This is a genomic window from Paenibacillus sp. CCS19, assembly GCF_033239625.1.
Classification (GTDB): domain Bacteria; phylum Bacillota; class Bacilli; order Paenibacillales; family Paenibacillaceae; genus Paenibacillus_T.
This window is the reverse complement of record NZ_BTCK01000024.1, coordinates 26,591-45,027: the sequence shown is the minus strand read 5'-3', so window position 1 is coordinate 45,027 and position 18,437 is coordinate 26,591. Positions and strand designations below refer to the sequence as shown.

Here is an 18,437-nt window from a genome sequence, read left to right as displayed (position 1 = left end):
CATAGTCGGCTAATTGTTAACCTGCAATCAGCGCCGATACGGTATAACCGAATCGAGACATGTTCGCCCCGCGAACGCGGACGACAACGGATACGAGCAGTCGTTTCGCTGTCTCGTCAGGCGTCAACTGCAGCCGTAAGTCGCCATTAATTAGCGCCATCTCGCTCGGATTCCGATCGAACGTACCGTAGGAGTTCGGAGCTACCAGTATGGTGGAATTGCTAAGCGCCGCCTCTAGGCCGAACAATAGCTCCTCCCTATCTTGCTGGATGGCGAATTCCACGGGAACGATGACCAGCACGTCTTCGGTTGACACCGCGTTGCGACCCAGGTCTACGACTCCGCTTGCCGTCAGCAACCGACTATTATCAGGCAGGGTAACGGTAAATGCACGCGAGCGTACGATATTCGTCGGAGGAATTATTATCGGCGCAAGCTCGGTTATGATCTCGGTCCGTCTACTCGATCTGGTACAGGCTGCCGATCGTGATCGTCTGGCAGCGGAAAGCTTCGTGCTGTGCCGCTTGCGCGGTTTTCTTAATGTCGGCATTCCGGCATTCCCCTTCCAAGGCAAGATGGAATACTGTATGCGAACTCGATTGTGCGCGTGAACATTGCTAAGGAAATGGCAGAATGGATGGGCTGACGGAAACGTCAGTCACTAAGATAAAATTCGCCTCTGCCGCCATAGGTAGCGTATAGTAGAAGCAGTTGAAAATATATGCCAGGAGGCTGCAGCCATGTCACAGGAAATTTGGATTAACCTGCCGGTCAAAGATGTCGAGAGGTCCACTGCCTTTTTCAATGCGATTGGACTCCATGCAGTGAACGTTGGCAGCGTGAGAGCCAAGCTTGATATAGGCCAAACTACGATTTTGCTCTTTCCGGATGCGACGTTTGAGAAATTTACTGGATCTAGAATCGCAGATACTTCCCGCAGCGCAGAAGTGATATTTTCCATTGGCGCTGACAGCAGAGAAGAGATAGATGCCTTTATCCAGAAAGTAGAGCTTGCTGGAGGAAGCATCTTCGGCAAGCCGAGTGAAACGGACGGCTGGATGTACGGCGCAGGCTTCGCCGACCTGGACGGTCACCGCTGGAATCTGCTGTACATGGATGAGAGCAAGATGCCGAAACGCTAATAGAGATACGCCGGTCGCCTGCTTAAGGTTATCGGCGTTTTGTACTTTTCCACTACAGATTCCAAGGCAAAACTCAACCTTCGATTAATCCCAAGTATCTTACTTCTTCACCATTTAGTTTTACGAGTAATATGGGTCCACTTTTCTTAGTCGGCTCGTAAAATTCTACTCCTACAGGAAGTTTCGTCGCCATTCCGTCTTCAAAATTCAAACCCTCTTTATATTGCTGTGTAATCGTTCCAACCTTCTCTCCAGCTGTTACCTTTTCTTGTTGCACCCACTCCACCTTACTTGCATTGCCGTAAATAACGCCTTTGTATTGAAAAATGTCTGCGTCCGGATCTTGAGCGATTATTTCCTGTGCTGTCGGATTATGAGTAGCCTCCGTCATTGAATCTTCGGAATGAATCGCTTTCGATTGATTACAACCCGTAAGCAGCAATAAAGCGATTAACAATGGAATCATGATCTTCATCAACATAGTCCCCCCTCATAAATATACCAACGTTCACTTTGCTCGATTTGTTCCTGATTAAGCGTTGCCAATTCGTGCATGGCATTGGCTGTCCTTCGTTTGCTACAATGTGATTGTTGGAAATTGAATGCTCATTAGGAGGAAACGCATATGAATAAACGTCCGCTCGGCAAAACGGGCCTGCAGGTCAGTGAAGTCAGCTTTGGCACATGGGCGATCGGAGGCTCATGGGGTCAGACCAATGAAGACGAATCGCTTCGCGCGCTGGACAAAGCGATGGATGAAGGCGTTAACTTCTTCGATACAGCCGACGTTTACGGCGACGGCCGAAGCGAGCGTTTGCTTGCTCGCGCCACCAAAGGCAAGGAAGACAACATTCACATCGCGACGAAGTTTTGCCGCCAAGGGGATATTTTCGCCCCGGAGACCTATTCGGAGCAGCGCGTTCGTCAGTGGTGCGAGGACAGCTTGAAACGGCTCGAGCGTGAAACGATTGATCTGTATCAGATTCACTGCGCGCCGTTTGAGATTCTGAAGCAAGGCGCCGTGTTCGAGGTGCTGGACAAGCTGAAGCAAGAGGGCAAAATCCGTGCCTACGGCGTCAGTGTGGAAACGGTTGAGGAAGGGTTATTCTGCCTGGAGCAATCTGGCGTAGAGGCGCTGCAGATCATTTTCAACATCTTCCGGCAGAAGCCAATCGCGGAGCTCCTTCCACGTGCGGCGGAACGCAATGTCGGACTGCTCGTTCGCCTGCCGCTCGCAAGCGGTCTCTTGACAGGCAAATTCACGGCGGATGCGACGTTCGAAGCGGAAGATCACCGGAACTTCAACCGCGACGGTGCGGCGTTCAACGTGGGCGAGACATTCGCGGGGCTGCCATTCGCCAAGGGCGTTGAGCTTGCATCCCAGCTTGGCTGGATCGCGGAAGGCCGCGGCAATATGACGCGCGCCGCACTTCGCTGGCTGCTGGATTTCAAAGAAATCACATGCGTGATTCCCGGCTTCAAGAACGTTCGCCAAGTCGAGGACAACCTCGGCGTGCTGGCCGCTAAGCCATTCAGCGCGGAAGAGCAAGAGCGACTGCGGACGTTTTACGAGGAACAGATCCACGATCATATTCGCGGTCCATATTAAAGCGTGAAAGGGAGCCTTCGGGGCTCCCTTTTTTGGTGTTGCGTCATTTATTCAAATAAATCAATATATTCCGGTACTCTTGATTTCAATAACTCTATCAGCTCTTCATTCATATATTCACATTCACCATAACGGTTGCAAAATACTCAGGATTTTAGTAAAGTATATGCAAAGAGTCGAATGGAGGAATTTGTTATGAATAGCATAGTTGTACCCGTCTCAGCACTGGATGTAATTAAAAGCTGCTTCCCCTTGAAAACTCGTGCTCAGATCGCAACTATTGTTGAACAAGCGTATCCTTTGACAAAAGAAGCCATTAAACATACGACGATATTAAACTCGGATTTAGGAAAAAGACATGAAGGGTATTTAAGACCACTCGCTATAGCATTTCTAATACAACAATCGATTGATCGAGGAGAATTACAATGCACTTATGATTTCGATTATAACAGAAACAAAAGCCATAAATTTATTGTCATTGAGAAGGGTAACGCAAGAATGACAATAAGTCAGGTCGATAATAAAAATAAAATTGCTAGACCTGCTTACTTTAGAAAGAAGAAACAGGTTGCGAATCAAGCTTACTTCAATTATGGTGGAGATCCAGTCTCAGTTGACGACTCTCATATATTCCATTTACTCTTAACATTCAGCAGCGGTGGAGATATGCCTCAATTTATAAACATTGGCATGCCTGGAGAGAAAGGATGGATCGAACGGATCGACATATTAAATGAGATGCACATCTTACCTTCTTTGCACGACTATGTCGAGCCTGAGGTCACGATAGAACCTGAACAGTTAATTGAACTTAAGAAGTTTATTGAGAAGGTGGAGGGCAATGGAAGCTAACAAACGCTTCTCACAATTTGTCCCTGCGAGACTAATTGCAGCACGAGAAGCCCGAGGATTAACACTTACTGACTTAGAGGAAATTATCGAAATATCCCACCAAGCAATTTCGAAATATGAGAAAAGTAAAGCCGTTCCTAGCTTTGAAACACTTGAGAAGTTCTCAAAAGTCCTACATGTGCCCGTAGCATTCTTTTATAAACCCGTCACTGTTGAGAATCAATCTGTCGTCTTCTTTAGAAGTAAGTCGATGGCAACTCAAAAATCCAAGAATGTACATGCAAATAAAATTGTCATGATGCAAGAAATCACAAATTATCTCGATCAATTCCTTAACTTTCCGGTCATTGATATCCCAAGAGTTATTGAACGCGAGAGTTATATCCCTACTGACTTTAATGAAATCGATTCTATAGCATCTGATCTACGTGCAAAATGGGGATTAGGAAACGGTCCAATAAGTCATATGGTTTTATTATTAGAAAAAAAGGGAGCAATAATTGCTCGTTCGCCCTTTTCATCCTATTCAATTGATGCGTGCTCGATTTGGGAAACAAATGGACGTCCATATATTTTGCTAAGTGATGATAAAACATCAGCAAGATCAAGATTTGATATCGCACATGAACTAGGGCACCTAGTTCTTCATTCTCGACTAAAAAAGACGGAGTTTAATAAAAAAGACATTTACAAACTTATCGAAAAAGAAGCTAATCGCTTTGCAGCTTCATTCCTATTGCCAAGTTCAAGTTTTGGTACAGAAGTTGTTTCGACTTCAATTGATCATTTTATTTCTCTAAAAAAACGCTGGAAAGTCTCTATTCAAATGATGGCTTATAGAGCAAATTCATTAGGGATATTTAGTGATTACCAACATGTTTATATTCGTCAAAAATTAGCTAAGGATAACATGCTGGTGAACGAACCATTAGATGAAGAACTACCTTTTGAGGAAACTTCATTATTAAAACAAGCAATAGAAGCTCTTGTGGATAACAAGGTGAAGACGAAGCAAGACATTATATCGGACCTGTGTTTTTCACAAGATTCAGTTGAATCAATCACAAACGTTAAACGGGGTTACTTCTCACATGATGACACTGGTAAAGTAATTCATTTAACATTTAAATAAGCAATAAGCCCACCAACTCAAATGAAGTGCACCCCTTACGCTGGACGACATTTCAAACCATGTCGGCATCAACAAGCATTACTTATGCCGACTGTTCCAGAAATCGGAGCAGACGTCTCCGTTCGCCTACTTGCGAGATCGAAGAGTGGACGCCGTGCTTACGCTGCTGCGCACAACGGACATGCCCGTCCATGATATCGGGAAGCAATGCGGCTTCGATAGCTCCAGCTACTTCGGCAAAGTGTTCCGCGAATATATGAACATGACGCCAAAGGAATATCGGACGAAGAAGTCTGAGTTCCCGTTCGATGCTGTGTATTACAAGCGTTGATTGCTAGTTTTTCCTTCTAAGTAACTTGTACAAAGATAAAAAGGCCGCATCTCGGTTCATGACCCGAAATGCGGCTTTTCTCGCGACGGTTATTGGATACATAAAGAGTCCTCTTTACACTGCCCATTGCCCTGATCTATCACCCCTACCATTTCACGAAAGACCTGTTCCCAGTCTCGATTGGCATTTTCAATTGGATAAGTTGGGCAAGGCAACCGGTCCAGCAAACCCAATTCGATCCGCTTGCGGTTCTCCATAAAACGTATATGGTCCTCCGTTGCAAAATTAGGCTTGGACCGGACAGAAGAGATCCAAACCTGCTGCTCCCGCACGCTTGGCTGCTTCAAATAGATCAGCACCGGATTCATAGCTGCAATCTGTTTGGCGATACCTTGGATATGCTGCTCGATCTCACGATCAGTCGCTCCATAATGTCGGAGCAAATCATGGATCTGATGCTGCAAGAACACCGCTTCTAACACATATACCGTCTCCGAGGTGCTGGCAAGCTCAGCGAAACGTGCCTATTGCCGTTGAACCGAATAGGTATACTCGTCCATGGAGGCTGCAGGCGATTTGGTCCAGCACAGCTCGCGAGACCTCAGTTCGGCGTAGAGTGCACTTACCTCAATGACTCCCTCTAAATCACGATAAGGAATCAGATAATGGCGGCCATCCTTTATTGCCCGCGAACGGATTACGTCCGCCATTCCCGAGTATCGATCGAGCAGATTGTCATATTCCTCGTCACGATAGAAAGCATGCCAATTCAAGCTCGCGGGATGCTCCTTGGCACCTTCATCATAGAAGCCAGACCGTATGCCCTACTCCACAAGATGGCGCTGTAATCGTTCAGCCAACGTCGATTTCCCTGTACCGCATAACCCTTCACCAAGATCAATTTGCAATCGCTTCGCATAAGCTCCCCCTGTAACGACAATGAACAAGCCCACCTATTATTCGGATGCCCCTGCCTCTATCAAATCACACTTCAAAGACTTCGCCCTGCTTCGCCTATAGTTTACCATCGAGGAGGATCACATTGAAATCAAATAACCCCCATCTGTTCCTAGATAGAGGCTTGTCATCCGTATGGTTGTATTTATGCAAAAAAAAGCGAACCCTATAAGGAACGGATTCGCCCCATTATCCTAACCTACCTCATATTCACCTTTAATGACGAAGAACGATCCCCGAATCGTCCCTGCAAGCTTGGACTTCTGCCTAGCGAACTTGAACTTACCCAGCTCCGCAGGAACTTCCATCCCCTCGGAGAGCTTAAACCCCACGGCCCGCTTCTTAGGATCATCGACGGTGTACAACACGTTGATGCCAAGCCCATCCTCGTAGAAGACGAACGCCCATCTGATATTCTCCACTTGAAAAAGCGACGTTTGAAGCGGTTTGGCCGCAAACTCGATATTGCGCTCTTCCTTTAGAACCCGATTCACATAATCCAACGTTTCTTGACTCTCGCTCGCTGGCACCACCGTGAATTCATGCTTGTATTTGTTCATGAAATAACGGGCTTCATTCGCGCGCAGACCGGCAAGCGCATCAGTTACTGGCGAAGTTTCCAGACCGGCTGTAGACACATTCTTGAAATCAACGATATAGGACATTGTTTATCTCTCCTCTAATAAAATTATAGTTTGCGATAGCTCGGGCGCAGTGCCCACGAGGCAATGTTCAGCGCTGCATAGAAAAGCGGCAGGATCAGATTGAAGCCATAATCGCCATAATCGTCAGCGAGCGCATGGGAGAAAGCCGCGCCAGTCATGAGAAAGAAAATGCCGGCGTGAGCCCATTCTTTGATCCGCGGAAATCCTGGTGCAACGATGGCTAGGACGCCAAGCAGCTTCCAAGTCCCGAGGATGTTCGTGATATACAGCGGGTATCCGATATCTGTAATCAGCTCTACATTGCCCCCAAATCGCATCAACTGCCCAATGCCACTTAATGCAATCGATACGGCGAGCAGTAGGGTGACCGTCCAATAGGCAATCGTTTGTGCGCGAGACTGAGATTTGAAACTTACGGCGTTACCGGTAATGGTATTTGTACGCATGCGCTTACTCCTCCAAGCTTCAGATTGTATTTTATCCAAATGATTTCTATAGGACACCATTTGGTGTCGGTTTGATTATAAGACACCGAATGGTGTCCAGTCAATAGGCCTGATTGAAAAAAGCATACAAAAAAAGGATGAAGACTAAGCTTCATCCTTTAAAATCTCTTATTAATTAGTGCTCTTTATTGTGCAAGACTTGCTCGATTCGCTTATCCGGCACGAACCAGACTACGGCAACAAGTACGAAGAAGAAGCCGGATATCCAGGAACTCACATATGCCGTCAGGACCGCGGTCAAGTAAAGCAGAGGAGATAGTTTCCCTTTCCAATCTTTCCCGATGAGTCGGACGAAATGAGGATCATGGGCATGCTGATTGAAAATCCCGCGCTGAAGCAGACGATATGAAGATGCCGCTAGCAGCAGAATAATGCCATACAGCGCTGTTGGAGTGGCAGCAAAATGGCTGTCTCCCATCCAAGCGGTCGTGAACGGTATAAGGGACAACCAGAAAAGCAGGAGCAGGTTAAGCCACATCAACCGCCCGTTCATCGTTCGAACCATGTGCAAGAGATGATGATGATTGTTCCAATAGATGCCGACATAAACAAAACTGAAAATATAGCTAAGTATTTTGGGGCCTAGTTCGATCAATGAGTGCCAGTCATGGCCTTCCGGCACTTCGAATTCTAACACCATGATCGTAATGATGATCGCCAGCACGCCATCACTGAAGGCTTCCATCCGATTCGCTCTCAGAGTGCTTCACCTTTTCCTCGCATCGCGACTTTTCCCCTACTATATCACATTCTCAGTTCTGTCCCGACAAATTATTAACGTCACTACTGAATCTTCACCGCATCTACTTGTGCACGCAAGCAGAGCTCCGCCGCCAGGAACGCATGCTCCTGCGTCATTGCATTCTCCGTACGGTTCAAGCAGTCCAGAATGAGCTCGCCGAAGAACGGGTAGCCCACTTGTCCGCTGACATGGAAGTGGAATTCGCCTTCTTTGTTCGCCAGATAGACATGATTGCCCGTGCGTTCTCTGCCGATATCGGTGTACTTGCGCAGCTCGATGTACCCTTCCGTTCCAAGAATGAGCGTGCGACCGTCTCCCCATACGCCTAGACCATCCGGTGTGAACCAGTCTACGCGGAAGTAGCCCGTTGCGCCATTATCGCCAAGCAGCGTGGCGTCGCCGAAATCGTCGAGCTCCGGATACTGCGGGTTATTGTAATTGGCGATTTTGCTGTGCAGCACCTCTGCCTTCTTACAACCTGCATAGAACAGAAACTGCTCGATCTGGTGGCTGCCGATATCGCAAATAATGCCGCCATAGCGCTCCTTCTCGAAGAACCAATCAGGTCGTGCCGGCGCATTCAGTCGGTGCGGACCAAAGCCCGTCACCTGAATAACGCGTCCGATCGCACCCTGCTCAATGAGCTGACCCGCATACACGGCCGACTCTACGTGCAGACGTTCACTGTAGTATACCGCGTATTTCTTACCCGTCTCGCGCACCTTCGCACGTGCCGACTCCAGCTGCTCCAGCGTCGTGAACGGCGCCTTATCTGTAAAATAGTCCTTGCCCGCGTCCATCACACGAAGTCCAAGCGCGCAGCGTTCAGACGTAATCGCAGCACCTGCTACGAGCTGCACTTCCGCGTCCTGCAGCACTTCTTCCTCCGAGTCTGCGATTCGCACCTGCGGGTATTGCTTAGCGAACGCTTCCGCTCTCGCACGGTCTTGATCGTACACCCACTTGATCGTTGCACCCGCTTCCAGCAAACCATTGACCATTCCATAGATGTGACCATGGTCCAACGCTACCGCTGCGATAACGAATTGTCCTGGCTGCACGACCGGGTTCGGCTTGCCCTTCGGGGCATAATTCATTCCGTCGTTCGATGACATAGCAATCGTCCTCCCTGTTATCGGTTATCCGTTTATTTGGTTTCCAAGCTCGTTCCGATCGTAATCTGCTGGGTGGCGAAATTCTCCAGATGGCTGCTTTTCTCATAGAAATGCGTAACATGCTTCTTCAGACCTTCCGCCGTATAGAAAGGATCATTCTTCGCCAGCGGAAGCTGCACAAGCTCGCCAGTCGAAGCAGACTTGTAGATGCTCGTAATTAATTCCAGTGTGCTACGTCCGCTCACACCGTCAATGAGGACAGGCGCTCCCGTCTCGATTGCGCTCAGCACGTTGTCGATTTGAGCCGCATGGCCCTGATACGTGAGATCCGGCAGTTCGTTATACAGCTGTGTAATCTGCTGCTTCAGCTCTTCGTCCTTCTTCGGGAATCCATTCTGCAAGGAGCTCGATGCGGTCAGCTTCCAAGGAGCCGAAACCCGCGCCCGCCGTCCTTGGAAAATCATTTGCTGCTCTTCCCCGTGATGCACGACCGAGCTCGTAATTTGACCCAGCGCGCCATTCGGGAATTTGAGCATCGCGATCGATAGATCTTCCACTTCCGCGTTATCATGCGCAACGTTGCTCATGAACGCTTGAACCTGCGTTGGCCGCCCCATCATCCACAGCAGCGCATCGATATGGTGAACCGCATGATTAAGCGTGCAGCCGCCGCCCTCCTTCTCCCAAGTGCCGCGCCACCACAGGTCATAGTAGCAGTGACCGCGCCACCAGAAGGAATCGACTTGAGCATGCAGAATGTTGCCCGCCAGCCCGCTGTCCAGTACGCTCTTCAACTTCATGAGCGGATTGGTGAAACGATTCTGCGCAACGACGGACAGGATCTTCCCGTTCCTCTCCGCTGCCGCAATCATCGCATCGCATTCTTCGAGCGAAGCCGCCATCGGTTTCTCGACGAGAACATGGCTGCCCGCGTTCAGGAAATCGATCGTAACAGGTGCGTGGAAGTATGGCGGCATGCAGACCGACACGATATCAATACCGTCTTCAAGCAGCTCCTTATAGTCCTTAACAACCTTCGCATGATCAAGACCGAACTGCTGCTTCTTCTCTTCTGCCTTCTCCGGATACAGATCGCATAGAGCAACAATCTGACAACGGTCCGTGAACTGCAAGTAACCTTGAATATGAGCCGGCGAGATTGCTCCTGCGCCGATGATCGCTGCCTTCAACATTTGAGCCCCTCCATTGTGGTGATGTTTCTACTTACGATCATAGCCTGCTCTGTCGGTTAATAGTGATCGTCCATAGCGGAGAAAATAACGCTCTGTTGCGGTTTTTCCTTGTACTCGTGTAAGCGCTTCAGTATATTGAAGATAGAGTAAGAATAAGCTGGGGAACTGCAACGAACGGCGAGCTCGGCAGAGGGAGGAAACGGTGATGTCGCTCATTACGCACGGCCTTAACCATGTGCCATTGCATTTTGTCTATCGACGCAAGAGCGTCAACAACCAGCACAAGGAAACGTTCCATTCCCACCTTGGCATCGAGATCCTATACATTCATCAAGGCCGCGGGACGATGATCGTCAATAATAACAGCTATGAGATTAAGCCAGGCATGCTGTGCATTTTCCAGCCGTACCAGCTTCATCATCTTCAGCTTGAGTACGAGGATGATCAATGCTTCGAACGCTCGCTCGCGGTTTTCGAGCCGACGATGTTTGAATCCTATTTTGAACCTTGGCCGGCTCTGCATGCGTTCTATAACTATATCAACATCAACAAGCTTCCCTATCCGTGCATCTATGAGGTAGATGAATCGGGACTGCTGGATCGGATTTTCCGCAACATGCACGAGCAGCTGCCAACGTTGTCAGAATCGGACAGACACGAGGAAGAATCGTTATTCCTAATGAGCGTGTTTCGCGTCATGAAGCAAGCATGGAACAAACAGAACGAACAGCCCGCGGCCGATCAAGGCCGCCGTCGAAACTATCAGGTGGAGCATATCCTCAGCTGGATCGAGGCTAACTATAAACAGCCGTTCCGGCTTGATGACATGGCGGGGGCGCTGCACCTGTCTCCTTATCATCTATCGCATCTGTTCAAGGAAGCTACCGGTGTCAGCATTACGGAGTACCTCATTACGCGTCGAATTCACCAAGCCGTCCTGCTGCTCACCACGACGAATAAGCCGATCTCCTGGATTGCCGAAGAGATTGGCTTAACGAACAATTCGTATTTCTGCAAGCTGTTCAAGACGCATATGGGCATCACGCCGCATCAGTATCGGAAGAAGTGGGCGCGGCAGGGGTAGTTGGTTTAAATCGAATGATCGCTGCTAACAGCAGTAAAACCGGAAATGCGAATCCGAACGTGAAAGCATAGACCGTCCAAGAGTATCTGTCAAACGAGAGCAAATAGCCCATGTCCGGCGCGGCAAGAATGCTTTCCGCTAGAACAACCATTCCCCATGGCAATAAAAGCGGCCGAGAATCCTTAAGTTTGAAGCTTTGACTGAAGGACTCGATCATAATATGGAAACAAATGATCAGCTTGCAGAAGCTCGTGACAAACCAAATGACGGCGATGATCACCTCGATCCGTTGCAAGAATTCTCCGATCTTGATGATTTTGGCCAGTTCAAAGCTCGCATACATATTGCTTGCCGTCATCTCCGCTCCCATGACAAGCAGGCATAATAACGTGATGACGAACAATACGGCTCCTCCGAGAAGCGCCCCCTTAAGAAAGGCTTTTCCTCTCTCCTTGCCTTGCTCTACTTTCGGAAAAATCATAAGAAATATGACAAATTCCAAGCATGGAAAACTGATATAGCTGTACGAGGCATTCGCAATCGGAGAAACGCCGTTAACGAGTACCGGCAGCAAATTATTAAAATGAAGCTCGGGCAAAAGCAATAAAGCAAAAATAATAAACAGGAAAACGATGAATGGATAAAAAATATCCATCGTTCTGGCGATATTAGGGAGCCCGTAGCGAACGCCCATGATGGCAACAAGAAGATACACCAAGTGGATTGCACTGATGGGCGTTTCAGGAAACATGGAACCGGTCAGGAAATCACCGAGATTCCGCATGACCAGAATGGTCAACACAAACACAAACTGAAAAAATAACAGGGAAGCGGCTAATCCCAGCCATCTTCCCAGTACGGCAAAGCAGATTTCAACAATCGTTTTCCCTGGGACGAGGTATGACAAGGCAAGATAAAGGCCGATCAGAATCATTCCAACCAGCGAGCCAAGGATAATAACAATCCATGCATCATTCTTCGCATCGGAAGCAAGCGTACTCGGAATCAGAATAATGGAGGTCCCTATCGTGAACAGGAACACCATCTTCTTGAATTGATCGGCTCTTAATGGATCTCCATTCATCGTGAACCCCTCCCTCATTCTCCTCGTATGGACTTGCCTATCGGTTCGTAAATCGATCGGAGCGGATCCAGCGGACCGGGGACTTCAATCCCCGCGAACATGCATATTAAGAGGATCATCCCCGTTAGTAACGTTGCAAAGAATGCGGCGAGTATCGCCCAAGCACTCTTCTTGATCAAAGAAGGCACCTCGATTGCGAATATAATCACTCCTGCAACGATGACAATGATTACGCCCCACATTAGCCGTACATTACCCCTTCATTCGTTCTTCGATTGACTTCGTCGTTTTGTACATCTGTTTAACCGAGATATTCGGTTGTATTCTTACTTGAATCGTAGGAAACACGGCATCCCAATCGCCTATCGACTTCTTCCAGTAGCCAGGGTATTTGCGCTCGAACAGCTCCCCGAATCCAAAAATATCGGAGTTGTACCGCATCTGCACAATGCGAACAGTCGATGCGATGTGGCTCTTGATTTGTTCTTCGACTCCTCGTTCAACGCGATCGACGGTTGACGGACTGGTAAAATCGAGCGCGCATTGCGCATCCGTTACGACTCCGTCACCTTTCACCGAGATCGATACAATCGGATTGCCGTCCTCCAAGAGCGCCTTCATTTTCGTCTTTGTACGCAGCAGCTCGACGCTTATCGCCCGATGATCGGAGTCTTCTTCGGAACAGGGCTGGAGCAAGACGGCGCTTTTAATATTTCCTTGCGTGAAATTGTACCCAAAGCTCTCCTCTTCGTTTAACCAGCCCATTAATTTGTCTTTCTTAAAGACCGCAAGACCTGCGTAGACAAGACCGGCGCTAGGAAAAATCCGAGCAACATTTTTGGAGGTGTTACCTATCTTGCGGGATCCTACAATGTTCACGCCGGTGAGAACAGCCTCCTTGCCCTTGCTAATAACATTTGAGGTAAACTCGCGAAATTGTACCGCTGTCGTCACTCCCCATGCGATGGACGATACTTCAAGCGAATGCTTGAGTTTGGTGGCGGGCGTTTTATCTAACGGCGTGAATACTTTCAGCACATCCCTCGCTTCCGTTTCGCGGGCAACGATAACGAGGAAATCGCTTCGATATTCATGATCTCTGGAGATGTGATCGAGCACCTTTGCAACACCGCCTCTAGCAAAGTCCTCGCCGAATACGAGCATCTGCAACTGGCCTACATATATTTTCCTTGAGCTCTTTCTTGTCATTTTACGTGCGGCTTCTTGAAAGCTCTGCCCTGTTTCCTGAAACAGGTTAACGGGAGCGTATGCTCCAGAACTGCCCTTCTGTCCCGAAATGGCCTCCACATTAAGCACTTGGTCGGACAGACGAATCCCATCATTCTTTTTATCCACGCCTACTGCGACGGAGACGGCCAATTCGTTCAGTTCACGACGGTTCCAGCAACCGGAGACCAGCGCGGCACAAAGGATTGTGAACATGATCAAGTATAACGCTCTCAACTTGTTACTCCCTCTCTCCGGCCTCGGTTAAATCGCTACGATTGTCAATAGACCCATCGTTATGGATTGCACCTTGCTGTCGGCGCATGAGCTGCCATGGAGCGCGGATTAACGTATCTTTATACTTGGACGGTTGAACCGGGCTGAACGGCGACATGTAAGGGGTCCCGAAGGATCGCAGATTGCATAGATGTTGAATCAGCATGATCACGCCTGCAACAATTCCGAATAAACCCAAACATGCGGCGAGTCCCATCATCAAGAACCGCAGTATTCGAATCGAGATCCCAAAGTTATACGACGGCATTGTGAAGCTTGCGATTGCCGTAATGGATACGACGATGACCATGGCTGCCGATACAATTCCGGCTTGTACGGCCGCTTGACCAATGACAAGCGCACCGACAATCGAGATCGATTGACCGACTGCCCGGGGTAACCGTATGCCCGCTTCCCGCAGCAGCTCGAAAGTTAACTCCATCATTAAGGCTTCGATAAATGCCGGGAAAGGTATCCCTTCCCGCTGTGCCGATAAACTGATGAGCAACTGAGGCGGGAGCATATCGTGATGGTAGGTCGTAATCGCGATGTATAAGGAAGGGCCTAGCAGCGCGATCCCGAAGCCAAAATAACGCAGCCAGCGGATGAGCGTAGAAACATCATAACGCTGGTAATAGTCTTCAGCGGCTTGGAAGAAATGCGTGAACAGCGCCGGAACCAGCAGAACGAACGGAGTTCCGTCTACGACAATGGCAACGCGTCCTTCCAGAAGTCCGGCTGTTATGACATCGGGCCTCTCGCTGTTGAACACGGTCGGAAAGACCGAGTGGGGATTATCTTGTATCCATTCTTCGATATAGCCGCTCTCTAATATTCCGTCTATGTCAATCCGAGCTAATCTTGCGCGAACCTCCTCAATGAGCTGCATCGATGCCTTACCATGTAAATAAAAGATAGCTACCTTCGTCTTCGTTACATGACCGATTCGATATTGCTCCGACCACAAATCAGGGCTGGCGATTCTACGGCGAATCAATGATACATTGGTCATCAAACTTTCCGTAAATCCATCCTTCGGCCCGCGAATGACAGACTGCGAGGTCGGTTCTTCTATGCCGCGCGATTCCCCTCCCTTCGATCCGATAAGGAGCCCGCGATTGTATCCTTCGCATAAGAATACCGTTTCGCCTGACAAGAGCCCCGTTAATAAAGCGTCAAAGTCGTCCGCCTCATGAATCCCTCCGATTGGCATGACATGCTGGTTGAAAATATCAATAATGCGCGCTTCCGGCGCCTTCGCGGCAGACAGAAGCGGAGCGATGATGAATTGGTTAACATAGTCCTGGTCCACCAAGCCGGATACATAGAGCAGCGCCGCGGGTGTCGAATGACTCTCGCCGAAGTCCAGTTCCCTGATCACGATATCCGGACTATCATGGAGCGCTTGCCTAAACTTCGCCAAGTTGTCTTGAAGGCTCGGTCGCAACGGCCTGTCGCTCGAAGCTTTCGACTGATTCGTTGTTGCATATTGATTCGGTTGCTTGAACTTCCACTGATTCATGAACTTCATCAAACCCATGCGAGGATACCTCTGGTTTTATTGTAATTATTTAGAAGTAACGTTCCCGTACAACGCTAGAAATATGCGTATGCCGCTGCCATATATAGTTGTAGAAAACATGAAAAGCCCCGCCATTAAAAGCGGAGCTTTTGCGTTGTTTAGTAGAAAATAGCCGGTATATACTCGACCTTCTCTTCGAACGGCTTCTCGATCCCCTGTCGGAGCGAGTAAAGCCGTTTGTTAGCCTCGGCCAGAGGTCCAGTGACTTCCTCGTACTCGCGGTTACAGACATCAACGAGACCAATGTTGTAGTTCTCGCCGTCGAACCGACCGAGATAAGGCTGGTCGTTCAGTTGGAAATGATGGACGCCCAAGCAGTGCGGCAGCGCCGCCGCTTGTTCCACGTAATGGCGAACGGCCTTGCCGCGATTCTCTTGGTCTCTCGCTCCCCGAATGCCAGTGGCTGGCAGCCCCCGATCAATGGATCCGAAGTGGAACTCCCCTACCATAACCGGCATGCGTACATTGGCGTACACCTCTTCCACCGCCGCATTGCATACCTTCTCATAACAGTTGATGGAGAAAATATCGAAGTACTCGCTTCCGCTGTACAGCTCAGGACTTGAAATATACGCGTAGCGGATGCCGAGATTCAAATGATGCGGATCGGCTTGCTTCAGCGCCTGCGACGGAACGCGAATATATTCGCTGATCAACAAGCGGGAGAAGGCTACGAGATCAGCCATAGCCGCTTCGGACACCTCCGGGAATTCCCCCAGCTCGAACAGCTCATCATAGGTGGACGCTGCCGTTCCCCAATTGCGATTAAGCTCCGCCAGATCAGAGTAACGCTCCTTCAGGAATTGGATCATCACCTGCTTGGACGCCAGTTCTCCCGAACTACGAAGCAGCTCATAACCGAGATTCAAGTGGTTCACGAAAGCCCAGTTCGGCTCATTGGACATAAAGTAACCGATCAAATAGCTATCGTTCTTATATTCAAGCAGCTGCTCGGCGTATTCACGCGAACGCTGCGCATATTCTTCCGAGAACACATCCGGGAAATCGCGATAAATAGCGGCTGTCGTCGTCGGATAATCTTTCAGCATCGCCACATAGGGAATCTTCGAGCTGCGGGCGAAAGCCATATCGCTCCAAGCGGCAATCGTGTTAATGCCCCATTGGATCAGACGATACTTGGTGATCTCGTTCCAAGCCTCGCGCCACTCATCGCCGAAAGCTCGCTTCATGTTCTCAACAGGGAAATCTCGTCTAGTTCCAACGTTGTCGACTGGCTCCGACGAATGGGGATTTACACAATCCAGCCCGCTGCTGAAGAAGCCGTGACCGTCTGGTGTGACAAGCCAATATTGCTCCCCTTCTTGCTCCAAGCGGAAATAGCCGGTCGCTTCGAACTTGATATCCGGCGCTCCGTAATAGCCGTCTGCATGGCTCGCAAGAAACTGCTGGGCTTCCTCTCTCAGCTCCGTCAGATATCGGTTGCTTGCTTCCAGGCTAGCTGTTTTGCCCTTCCAGTCTCTCCCCGTGTACTGTCCAAGCTCGTCGGTGAGAGAGGCCAGATCCATATCTAGAATCGGCTTCTCCTTGGAAAGACGAACGTTGCTTACAACAAGAGCCGTTCGGGCATGCGACGGCGGCAGCACGATGCCGAAGGCCGCCAGACGATCCTCGTTAATCCGGTTGCCCTTAACCACTGTCTTCAGGATGCCCGGCTGACGGGGTCCGAACAGCGTCTGTCCATCCAGAAACTGCAGCGGGACACAGATGGTCGTCGCAATCCGAGGCAGAATGCCAACCGCAATAAACAAGTCGCAGGTCTTATCCGTATGGTCTTCCCAGAAGCTCATATTCACGCAGACGGCGTAGTCTTCCTTGTTCTCTACATCCGCAAGCAGGTACGAGTACCCTTCCAACTTGTTTCCGTCCAGCGAATAATAGAGTCCGCCGCCTTCCTCGTCGAATCGAATAGCCGATTGCTCCTGCCTGCATCCCTGCAAGCGAGGTTCACCAAATCCATAATCCATTGCCCAGTTCCTCCCTCAACCTTCGTATGAACGAGACTAAGTTCCCCGCTATAAGCGCTTACAACATTAGGTATATCACACGGCTGGACAGAAAGAATAGTGCACAAATCGCAGATCATTGAACAAATCAAAGGTAAAGCATCTTACTAAACTAAAAATAAAAAAGGCACATTGGATTCAATCGATTACTCCAATGTGCATTAGGTTTCAGCTCCACTTGTTCAGTACAGCCTCGTATTCCCTCTTCGTGATCGGCAGGACCGAGCCATGCCGCTTCTTCAAGCTTCCGTACGAATATTCATGCCGCTCCGGCTTCCGCCAGCATTGCCCCGTCGTATCGCCTATATCCGTCGTGGTGATCGGCAAGTATCCTCCGCCAGTCGCATATTGGTCAACCAGCAGCCCCCACTTCTCTTCATTGTTGAATTTGAAAAACTGCGGACCTTCAACGTCCTTCCCTGTAAGTCCCAAGCCAAGCGACTCCAATGTTGAAATGACCCTCCAGTCCCCGAGCAAGCGGTCGCTCTCCTCGATCGTAATATCGCCGTCGCCGGAAGCCCGATAATACTTGCTGCCCGCCTTGATGATGGTCGTATCAATGATAGTGCGGCGTTCGCCGCGCGTGATATATGGCTCAGCTTGCGTGAAGGTATGGAAATCGCGCGTCTTGCTGCAATAGATGTGCAGTCCGCGGCCATCGCCGTCCCGCGCATCGCGGCTGGATGCCCAGAAGACGAGATAATCGCCAGCCTCATCATCATAGATCGCCTCGGGCGCCCAAGCGCAGCCCGCTTCCGCAGGCGCGACTTCAACGATTCGCGGCTCCGACCATTCGATCAGATTGCTCGACTCCCAGATGATGAGCGATCGGCTGCCTGTCGTAGTCGCTTCCGCATTGCCCCATCCTCCGCGACGATGAATGCACAGATCCGTTGCCAATAGGTAGAAATCG

At 49.4% G+C, this 18,437-nt stretch carries 21 protein-coding genes; 7 read left to right on the top strand and 14 right to left on the bottom strand.

Annotated elements, in window-relative coordinates:
* Positions 1-16: 16 nt before the first annotated feature.
* Entirely contained in the window at positions 17-316 is a 300-nt protein-coding gene (locus SBI19_RS17005; RefSeq protein ID WP_317970283.1) for a hypothetical protein, read from the bottom strand.
* A 4-nt stretch (positions 317-320) separates the two neighbouring features.
* Between SBI19_RS17005 and SBI19_RS17000 the strand changes: the two genes are divergently transcribed.
* Both SBI19_RS17000 and SBI19_RS16995 read left to right on the top strand, forming a co-directional pair.
* Complete coding sequence (locus SBI19_RS17000) at positions 321-611, top strand: hypothetical protein (protein ID WP_317970281.1); 291 nt, start codon at positions 321-323, stop codon at positions 609-611.
* Between the two features lie 129 nt (positions 612-740).
* Entirely contained in the window at positions 741-1,142 is a 402-nt protein-coding gene (locus tag SBI19_RS16995; protein WP_317970279.1) for a VOC family protein, read from the top strand.
* Positions 1,143-1,215: 73 nt separating this feature from the next.
* Here SBI19_RS16995 and SBI19_RS16990 read toward each other — a convergent pair whose 3' ends face one another.
* Positions 1,216-1,617: a hypothetical protein gene (locus SBI19_RS16990; RefSeq protein WP_317970277.1), complete on the bottom strand. Its 402-nt coding sequence runs from the start codon at positions 1,615-1,617 to the stop codon at positions 1,216-1,218.
* 150 nt (positions 1,618-1,767) lie between these two features.
* Here SBI19_RS16990 and SBI19_RS16985 point away from each other — a divergent pair, with 150 nt between their 5' ends.
* The 4 genes from SBI19_RS16985 (at position 1,768) to SBI19_RS16970 (ending at position 5,069) form a co-directional block, all read left to right on the top strand.
* Positions 1,768-2,751, top strand: coding sequence for an aldo/keto reductase (locus SBI19_RS16985; RefSeq protein WP_317970275.1), 984 nt, complete (start codon positions 1,768-1,770; stop codon positions 2,749-2,751).
* 195 nt (positions 2,752-2,946) lie between these two features.
* Entirely contained in the window at positions 2,947-3,606 is a 660-nt protein-coding gene (locus SBI19_RS16980) for a hypothetical protein (RefSeq protein WP_317970273.1), read from the top strand.
* The gene (locus tag SBI19_RS16975; RefSeq protein WP_317970271.1) at positions 3,596-4,738 is read left to right on the top strand and encodes a helix-turn-helix domain-containing protein; all 1,143 of its coding nucleotides are present in this window, start codon (positions 3,596-3,598) and stop codon (positions 4,736-4,738) included. The genes SBI19_RS16980 and SBI19_RS16975 overlap by 11 nt, the downstream gene beginning before the upstream one ends.
* 40 nt (positions 4,739-4,778) lie before the next feature.
* Positions 4,779-5,069: a helix-turn-helix transcriptional regulator gene (locus SBI19_RS16970; protein ID WP_317970372.1), complete on the top strand. Its 291-nt coding sequence runs from the start codon at positions 4,779-4,781 to the stop codon at positions 5,067-5,069.
* An 89-nt stretch (positions 5,070-5,158) separates the two neighbouring features.
* On the opposite strand, the gene SBI19_RS16965 is transcribed toward SBI19_RS16970, so the two are convergent.
* The 7 genes from SBI19_RS16965 to SBI19_RS16935 form a co-directional block, all read right to left on the bottom strand.
* Positions 5,159-5,551, bottom strand: a complete 393-nt coding sequence (locus SBI19_RS16965) for a P-loop NTPase family protein (RefSeq protein WP_317970269.1) — start codon at positions 5,549-5,551, stop codon at positions 5,159-5,161.
* Between the two features lie 42 nt (positions 5,552-5,593).
* Positions 5,594-5,842, bottom strand: a complete 249-nt coding sequence (locus SBI19_RS16960; RefSeq protein ID WP_317970267.1) for a P-loop NTPase family protein — start codon at positions 5,840-5,842, stop codon at positions 5,594-5,596.
* A 378-nt stretch (positions 5,843-6,220) separates the two neighbouring features.
* Entirely contained in the window at positions 6,221-6,691 is a 471-nt protein-coding gene (locus SBI19_RS16955; protein WP_317970265.1) for a phage tail protein, read from the bottom strand.
* A gap of 23 nt (positions 6,692-6,714) precedes the next feature.
* Positions 6,715-7,137 carry a DoxX family protein gene (locus SBI19_RS16950; protein ID WP_317970263.1) on the bottom strand — a complete coding sequence of 141 codons (423 nt, stop codon included), beginning with the start codon at positions 7,135-7,137 and terminating at the stop codon, positions 6,715-6,717.
* A gap of 175 nt (positions 7,138-7,312) precedes the next feature.
* Entirely contained in the window at positions 7,313-7,897 is a 585-nt protein-coding gene (locus SBI19_RS16945) for a TMEM175 family protein (protein WP_317970370.1), read from the bottom strand.
* 83 nt (positions 7,898-7,980) lie between these two features.
* Complete coding sequence (locus SBI19_RS16940) at positions 7,981-9,054, bottom strand: Gfo/Idh/MocA family protein (RefSeq protein WP_317970261.1); 1,074 nt, start codon at positions 9,052-9,054, stop codon at positions 7,981-7,983.
* Between the two features lie 32 nt (positions 9,055-9,086).
* Positions 9,087-10,247, bottom strand: a complete 1,161-nt coding sequence (locus tag SBI19_RS16935; protein WP_317970259.1) for a Gfo/Idh/MocA family protein — start codon at positions 10,245-10,247, stop codon at positions 9,087-9,089.
* Positions 10,248-10,452: 205 nt separating this feature from the next.
* On the opposite strand from SBI19_RS16935, the gene SBI19_RS16930 reads away from it, so the two are divergent.
* Positions 10,453-11,331, top strand: coding sequence for an AraC family transcriptional regulator (locus SBI19_RS16930; protein WP_317970257.1), 879 nt, complete (start codon positions 10,453-10,455; stop codon positions 11,329-11,331).
* Here the strand turns inward: SBI19_RS16930 and SBI19_RS16925 are convergent.
* The 5 genes from SBI19_RS16925 to SBI19_RS16905 all read right to left on the bottom strand — a co-directional run bounded on the left by SBI19_RS16925 (position 11,288) and on the right by SBI19_RS16905 (position 18,424).
* Positions 11,288-12,415, bottom strand: coding sequence for a GerAB/ArcD/ProY family transporter (locus tag SBI19_RS16925; RefSeq protein WP_317970256.1), 1,128 nt, complete (start codon positions 12,413-12,415; stop codon positions 11,288-11,290). The two genes, SBI19_RS16930 and SBI19_RS16925, sit on opposite strands and share 44 nt — an antisense overlap.
* A 252-nt stretch (positions 12,416-12,667) precedes the next feature.
* Positions 12,668-13,879: a Ger(x)C family spore germination protein gene (locus SBI19_RS16920; RefSeq protein ID WP_317970254.1), complete on the bottom strand. Its 1,212-nt coding sequence runs from the start codon at positions 13,877-13,879 to the stop codon at positions 12,668-12,670.
* A gap of 4 nt (positions 13,880-13,883) precedes the next feature.
* On the bottom strand, positions 13,884-15,449 hold the full coding sequence (locus SBI19_RS16915; RefSeq protein ID WP_483312306.1) for a spore germination protein: 1,566 nt from the start codon (positions 15,447-15,449) through the stop codon (positions 13,884-13,886).
* Positions 15,450-15,598: 149 nt separating this feature from the next.
* The gene (locus SBI19_RS16910) at positions 15,599-17,485 is read right to left on the bottom strand and encodes a beta-galactosidase (protein ID WP_317970250.1); all 1,887 of its coding nucleotides are present in this window, start codon (positions 17,483-17,485) and stop codon (positions 15,599-15,601) included.
* A gap of 207 nt (positions 17,486-17,692) precedes the next feature.
* A complete protein-coding gene (locus SBI19_RS16905) occupies positions 17,693-18,424 on the bottom strand; it encodes a glycoside hydrolase family 43 protein (protein WP_317970248.1) in 732 nt (243 codons plus the stop codon).
* Between the last annotated feature and the right edge of the window lie 13 nt (positions 18,425-18,437).

What these genes read in the sequence shown, in the direction of transcription:
- SBI19_RS16995 (WP_317970279.1), top strand. Translation starts at nt 741, where the DNA reads ATGTCACAGGAAATTTGGATTAACCTGCCGGTCAAAGATGTCGAGAGG.
- SBI19_RS16990 (WP_317970277.1), bottom strand. Translation starts at nt 1,617, where the DNA reads ATGAAGATCATGATTCCATTGTTAATCGCTTTATTGCTGCTTACGGGT.
- SBI19_RS16985 (WP_317970275.1), top strand. Translation starts at nt 1,768, where the DNA reads ATGAATAAACGTCCGCTCGGCAAAACGGGCCTGCAGGTCAGTGAAGTC.
- SBI19_RS16980 (WP_317970273.1), top strand. Translation starts at nt 2,947, where the DNA reads ATGAATAGCATAGTTGTACCCGTCTCAGCACTGGATGTAATTAAAAGC.
- SBI19_RS16975 (WP_317970271.1), top strand. Translation starts at nt 3,596, where the DNA reads ATGGAAGCTAACAAACGCTTCTCACAATTTGTCCCTGCGAGACTAATT.
- SBI19_RS16955 (WP_317970265.1), bottom strand. Translation starts at nt 6,691, where the DNA reads ATGTCCTATATCGTTGATTTCAAGAATGTGTCTACAGCCGGTCTGGAA.
- SBI19_RS16950 (WP_317970263.1), bottom strand. Translation starts at nt 7,137, where the DNA reads ATGCGTACAAATACCATTACCGGTAACGCCGTAAGTTTCAAATCTCAG.
- SBI19_RS16940 (WP_317970261.1), bottom strand. Translation starts at nt 9,054, where the DNA reads ATGTCATCGAACGACGGAATGAATTATGCCCCGAAGGGCAAGCCGAAC.
- SBI19_RS16935 (WP_317970259.1), bottom strand. Translation starts at nt 10,247, where the DNA reads ATGTTGAAGGCAGCGATCATCGGCGCAGGAGCAATCTCGCCGGCTCAT.
- SBI19_RS16930 (WP_317970257.1), top strand. Translation starts at nt 10,453, where the DNA reads ATGTCGCTCATTACGCACGGCCTTAACCATGTGCCATTGCATTTTGTC.
- SBI19_RS16925 (WP_317970256.1), bottom strand. Translation starts at nt 12,415, where the DNA reads ATGAATGGAGATCCATTAAGAGCCGATCAATTCAAGAAGATGGTGTTC.
- SBI19_RS16915 (WP_483312306.1), bottom strand. Translation starts at nt 15,449, where the DNA reads ATGAAGTTCATGAATCAGTGGAAGTTCAAGCAACCGAATCAATATGCA.
- SBI19_RS16910 (WP_317970250.1), bottom strand. Translation starts at nt 17,485, where the DNA reads ATGGATTATGGATTTGGTGAACCTCGCTTGCAGGGATGCAGGCAGGAG.